The following is a 5,960-nucleotide window of genomic DNA, read 5'->3' on the forward strand; positions in this document are numbered from 1 at the left end:
GCGGGCCCGGCACGCGCCGCCGTGCGGCGCGGGTGCCGGGCGCTTCGGGGGTGCCGGGCGTTTCGCGGGCGGCGGGGGCTACGCGGGCTTCGGCGCGTCCCGCAGCAGGCAGGTCAGGCGCGCGGTGCACACGCGGCGGCCCTGCTCGTCGCTGATGACGATCTCGTGCGTGGTGGTGGAGCGGCCGCGGTGCACGGGCGTCGCGACCCCGGTCACCGTTCCGGACGAAAGGCCCCTGTGGTGGGTGCAGTTGAGATCGACGCCGACGGCGATCTTCGTGCTGCGGCCGTGCAGCATGGCGCCCACGGAGCCCAGCGTCTCGGCGAGCACGGCGGACGCGCCGCCGTGCAGCAGCCCGTACGGCTGCGTGTTGCCCTCGACGGGCATGGTGCCGACGACGCGCTCCGCGGACGCCTCGGTGATCTCGATGCCCATCCGGGCGCCGAGGTGCCCCGCGGAGAACAGCTTGGGCAGGTCGGTGCCGAGCGCCGCGAACTCGTCGACGATGTCCTGCGGCAGCTTGGGGCCGGACGCTTCGTCCGGCCCGCCCGTCTCGTACGTGGAGGCCATGGGCCCGGCTCCGATCCTGTGCTGGGTGCGCTTACTGGGCTTACTTACTTATCAGACGAACGCGGGGCGTCCGGGGCCGCGGGGCCGGACGTCTCCTCGAAGCGCACGACGACGGACTTGCTGGCCGGCGTGTTGCTGGTGTCGGCGGTCGATCCGAGCGGGACGAGCACGTTGGTCTCGGGGTAGTACGCGGCGGCGCAGCCGCGGGCCGTCGGGTAGTGGACGACGCGGAAGTGCGGCGCGCGGCGCTCCACGCCGTCCTTCCACTCGCTCACGATGTCGGTGTACGCCCCGTCGACGAGGCCGAGTTCCGCCGCGTCCTCGGGGTTGACGAGCACGATGCGCCGGCCGTTCTCGATGCCGCGGTAGCGGTCGTCGAGCCCGTAGATCGTGGTGTTGTACTGGTCGTGCGAGCGCAGTGTCTGCAGCAGCAGGCGGCCGGCCGGCAGCTCGGGGTGCTCGACGGGCGCGGCGGTGAAGTTGGCCTTGCCGGTGGACGTGGGGAACCTGCGCTCGTCGCGCGGCGCGTGCGGCAGCTCGAAGCCGCCCGGCCTGGCCACGCGGGCGTTGAAGTCCTCGAAGCCCGGCACGACGCGCGCGATGCGGTCGCGGATCGTGGCGTAGTCCCGCTCGAACTCCTCCCAGGGGGTGCGCGACGCGTCGCCGAGGACGGCGCGTGCCAGGCGGGCCACGATGGCGGGCTCGGACAGCAGGTTCGGGGAGGCCGGCGGCAGGTTGCCGCGGGAGGCGTGGACCATGCCCATCGAGTCCTCGACGGTGACGACCTGCTTGCCGCTCGCCTGGACGTCCTTGTCGGTGCGCCCGAGCGTCGGCAGGATCAGCGCGCGGGCGCCGGTGACGGCGTGGGAGCGGTTGAGCTTGGTGGACACGTGCACGGTCAGGCGGGTGGTGCGCATGGCCTCCTCCGTGACGTGCGTGTCGGGAGTGGCCGCGACGAAGTTGCCGCCCATCGCGAAGAAGACCTTGGCGTCGCCGTCGCGCATCGCCTCGATGGACCGTACGACGTCGTAGCCGTGGTGGCGCGGCGAGGTGATGTCGAACTCGCGGTCCAGGGCGTCGAGGAAGGACGCGGCGGGCCGCTCGAAGATGCCCATCGTGCGGTCGCCCTGGACGTTGGAGTGGCCGCGCACGGGGCACACGCCCGCGCCGGGCCGGCCGATGTTGCCGCGCAGCAGGAGGAAGTTGACGACCTCGCGGATCGTCGGCACGGAGTGCTTGTGCTGGGTGAGGCCCATCGCCCAGCAGACGATGGTCCGCTCGGAGGCGAGGACCATCTCCAGCGCCCGCTCGATGGAGGCGCGGTCGAGGCCGGTCGCGGCGAGCGTCGCGTCCCAGTCGGCGTCCCGCGCGACCTTGACGAAGTCGTCGAAGCCGTGGGTGTGCTCGTCGATGAACTCCTGGTCGAGCGCGCCGGGGGTCTCGAGGATCAGCTTGTTCAGCAGGCGGAACAGCGCCTGGTCGCCGCCGATGCGGATCTGGAGGAACAGGTCGGTCAGGGCGGCGCCCTTGAGGGTGCCCTTCGCGGTCTGCGGGTTCTTGAACCGTTCGAGTCCCGCTTCGGGCAGCGGGTTGACGGAGATGATCTTCGCGCCCGCGGCCTTGGCCTTCTCCAGCGCGGAGAGCATGCGGGGGTGGTTCGTGCCCGGGTTCTGGCCGGCGACGACGATCAGGTCGGCCCGGTGGATGTCCTCCAGGGAGACGCTGCCCTTGCCGATGCCGATGGTCTCCGTGAGCGCCGAGCCGGAGGACTCGTGGCACATGTTGGAGCAGTCGGGCAGGTTGTTGGTGCCGAACTCGCGGGCGAAGAGCTGGAGCAGGAACGCCGTCTCGTTGCTGGTGCGGCCCGACGTGTAGAAGAGGGCCTCGTCGGGGGAGGCGAGCGCGCGCAGCTCCTCCGCGATGATCTCGAAGGCCTTCTCCCAGGACACGGGCCGGTAGTGGCCGTCGGCGTCCGGGTCCGCGCCCCGCTCGAAGAGCACGGGCTCGGTGATGCGGCCCTGCTGGCCGAGCCAGTAGCCGCTGCGGGTGGCGAGGTCGGACAGCGGGTGCGCGGCGAAGAAGGCGGGGGTCACGCGGCGGAGGGTCGCCTCCTCGGCGACGGCCTTCGCGCCGTTCTCGCAGAACTCGGCGATGTGCCGGTGGTCGCCCTCGGGCCAGGCGCAGCCGGGGCAGTCGAAGCCGTTCTTCTGGTTGACCTTGAGGAGCGTGCGCGCGGTGCGGACCGAGCCCATCTGGCGCTGCGAGATCTGGAGGCTGTGGCGGACCGCGGGGATCCCGGCGGCGGCGTGCTTGGGCGGCGAGACCTTCGGCGCGTCCTGGGCCGGATCCTGAGCGGGGGGCTTGCTGGCCATGTTGTTCTCACTCTCTGCCGGGCTCCGGATCGGGGAGCCCGCACACCGGAAAGGGCCGGGCCGCGGAATGTCTACAATATTCAATGGTCCCACGATGCCCGGGCGTTGCGATCGGGGCCCGGATGTGACGTGGCCCACCGCGGCCGCCCGGGGCCCGCGGGCGCGGCCTCCCGGGACCCGTCGCGCGCCCGGGCGCCGCGGCGGGCGGTCGGGAATGTCAGTGCGGCGTGGCAGGATCGGACCCGTGGCTGAGACAGCATCGAAGAAGACCGCGCAAGATCGTCCGCGCCTGCTCCTCATGGACGGGCACTCCCTGGCGTACCGGGCGTTCTTCGCGCTGCCCGCGGAGAACTTCACGACCGCGTCGGGCCAGCCGACGAACGCCATCTACGGCTTCGCGTCGATGCTGGCGAACACGTTGCGCGACGAGGCGCCCACGCACTTCGCCGTGGCGTTCGACGTGTCGCGGAAGACCTGGCGCTCCGGCGAGTTCCCGGAGTACAAGGCGAACCGCTCCACGACTCCCGACGAGTTTAAGGGACAGGTCGAACTCATCGGGGAGCTGCTGGACGCGATGCACGCGGAGCGCTTCGCCGTCGAGGGCTTCGAGGCCGACGACATCATCGCGACCCTGGTGACGCAGGCCGAGGCCGAGGGCTTCGAGGTGCTCGTCGTCACCGGCGACCGCGACTCCTTCCAGCTGGTCAGCGACCACACCACCGTGCTCTACCCGACCAAGGGCGTCTCGGAGCTCACGCGCTTCACCCCGGCGAAGGTCCAGGAGAAGTACGGGCTGACACCCGCCCAGTACCCCGACTTCGCGGCGCTGCGCGGCGACCCGTCCGACAACCTCCCCGGCATCCCCGGCGTCGGCGAGAAGACCGCCGCGAAGTGGATCAACCAGTTCGGCTCGTTCGCCGAGCTCGTGGAGCGGGCCGAAGAGGTCAAGGGCAAGGCCGGCCAGAACTTCCGCGACCACATCGAGTCGGTGAAGCTCAACCGCCGGCTGACCGAGATGGTCAAGGACGTGCCGCTGCCCAAGCAGGTCGCCGCCCTCGCCCGCGAGCCCTACGACCGCGGCGCGCTGACGGGCGTGCTGGAGGTCCTGGAGATCCGCAACCCCAGCCTGCGCGAGCGGCTGCTCGCCGTCGACCCGGGCGCCGCCGAGGCCGAGCCGCCCGCCCCCGCAGCCGGCGTCGCGCTCGACGGATCGGTCCTCGCCACCGGCGGGCTCGCCCCCTGGCTCGAGGAGCACGGCGGGCAGCCGCTCGGCGTCGCCACGGTCGACACCTGGGCCCTCGGCACGGGGAACATCAGCGAGTTCGCCCTCGCCGCCGCCGGCGGGCCCGCCGCCTGGTTCGACACCACCCAGCTCGACGAGTCCGACGAGCGCGCCCTCACCGCGTGGCTCGCCGACGCGGCCCGCCCCAAGATCCTGCACAACGCGAAGAACCTGATGCGCGTCCTGCCGGAGCACGGCTGGGGCATCGAGGGCGTCGGCATGGACACCGCCCTCGCCGCCTACCTGGTCAAGCCGGGCCGCCGCTCCTTCGCCCTGGACTCGCTGGCCGTCGAGTACCTGGGCCGCGAGCTGACCCCGCCGGCCGCGGCCGACGGGCAGCTCGCGTTCGGCAGCGACGAGCAGGCCGAGGCGGAGGCGCTGATGGCGCAGGCCCGCGCGGTGCTCGACCTCGGCGAGGCGTTCACCGAGCGGCTGGCCGAGGTCGGCGCGGCCCGGCTCCTCGACGAGATCGAGCTGCCCACGTCCGCCATGCTGGCCCGCCTGGAGCGGCACGGCATCGCGGCCGACCGCCCCCATCTCGAAGCCATGGAGCAGCAGTTCGCGGGGGCCGTGCAGCAGGCCGTCAAGGAGGCGCACGCCACCGTCGGCCGCGAGTTCAACCTCGGCTCGCCCAAGCAGCTCCAGGAAGTCCTCTTCGGCGAGCTGGGCCTGCCCAAGACGAAGAAGACGAAGACGGGCTACACCACCGACGCCGACGCCCTGGCCTGGCTCGCCGCGCAGAGCGAGCACGAGCTGCCGGTGATCATGCTGCGCCACCGCGAGCAGGCCAAGCTCCGCGTCACGGTCGAGGGCCTGATCAAGACCGTCGCCGCCGACGGCCGCATCCACACGACGTTCAACCAGACCGTCGCCGCGACCGGCCGGCTCTCCTCCACCGACCCCAACCTGCAGAACATCCCCGTCCGCACGGACGAGGGCCGGGCGATCCGCCGCGGGTTCGTCGTCGGCGAGGGCTACGAGTCGCTGATGACGGCCGACTACAGCCAGATCGAACTGCGCGTCATGGCCCACCTGTCGGAGGACGAGGGCCTCATCGAGGCGTTCACCTCCGGCGAGGACCTGCACACCACGGTCGCCTCGCAGGTCTTCTCCGTCGGGCGCACGGCCGTCGATCCCGAGATGCGCCGCAAGATCAAGGCCATGTCCTACGGGCTGGCCTACGGGCTGTCCGCGTTCGGCCTCTCCCAGCAGCTCGGCATCGAGGCGGCCGAGGCGCGCGTCCTGATGGAGAACTACTTCGAGCGCTTCGGCGGTGTGCGCGACTACCTGCGCCGCGTCGTCGACGAGGCCAGGGCCACGGGCTACACGGAGACCATGCTCGGCCGCCGCCGCTACCTCCCCGACCTCAACAGCGACAACCGCCAGCGCCGCGAGACCGCCGAGCGCATGGCGCTCAACGCCCCGATCCAGGGCACGGCCGCCGACATCGTCAAGATCGCGATGCTCAACGTGGACCGCGCCCTGACCGAGGCGGGCCTCAGCTCGCGCATGCTGCTCCAGGTCCACGACGAAATCGTGCTGGAGATCGCGCCCGGCGAGCACGACACCGTCGAGGCACTGCTGCGGCGCGAGATGCCGGCGGCCGCCCAGCTTCGCGCGCCGCTGGACGTGTCGGTCGGCTCGGGCGCCGACTGGGAGTCCGCCGCTCACTGAGCGGCCCCCCGGCCGGCGCGCGCCCGTCGCCCGCCGCCTCGGGCCGGGCCCGCCCCGGGCCG

3 protein-coding genes are annotated in these 5,960 nt (G+C 72.2%); 1 reads left to right on the forward strand and 2 read right to left on the reverse strand.

What is annotated here, in order from left to right; all coding sequences use genetic code 11:
• Positions 1-78 precede the first annotated feature (78 nt).
• Complete coding sequence (locus tag L1885_RS21950) at positions 79-570, reverse strand: hotdog fold thioesterase (RefSeq protein WP_235798887.1); 492 nt, start codon at positions 568-570, stop codon at positions 79-81.
• A 44-nt stretch (positions 571-614) separates the two neighbouring features.
• A complete protein-coding gene (locus L1885_RS21955; RefSeq protein WP_235798888.1) occupies positions 615-2,942 on the reverse strand; it encodes an FdhF/YdeP family oxidoreductase in 2,328 nt (775 codons plus the stop codon).
• A 244-nt stretch (positions 2,943-3,186) separates the two neighbouring features.
• Between L1885_RS21955 and polA the strand changes: the two genes are divergently transcribed.
• Positions 3,187-5,898, forward strand: coding sequence for a DNA polymerase I (gene polA, locus L1885_RS21960; RefSeq protein WP_235798889.1), 2,712 nt, complete (start codon positions 3,187-3,189; stop codon positions 5,896-5,898).
• Positions 5,899-5,960: the final 62 nt, after the last annotated feature.

The organism is Streptomyces fuscigenes, assembly GCF_021556455.1.
Classification (GTDB): Bacteria; Actinomycetota; Actinomycetes; order Streptomycetales; family Streptomycetaceae; genus Streptomyces; species Streptomyces fuscigenes.

What these genes read in the sequence shown, in the direction of transcription:
- L1885_RS21955 (WP_235798888.1), bottom strand. Translation starts at nt 2,942, where the DNA reads ATGGCCAGCAAGCCCCCCGCTCAGGATCCGGCCCAGGACGCGCCGAAG.
- L1885_RS21950 (WP_235798887.1), bottom strand. Translation starts at nt 570, where the DNA reads ATGGCCTCCACGTACGAGACGGGCGGGCCGGACGAAGCGTCCGGCCCC.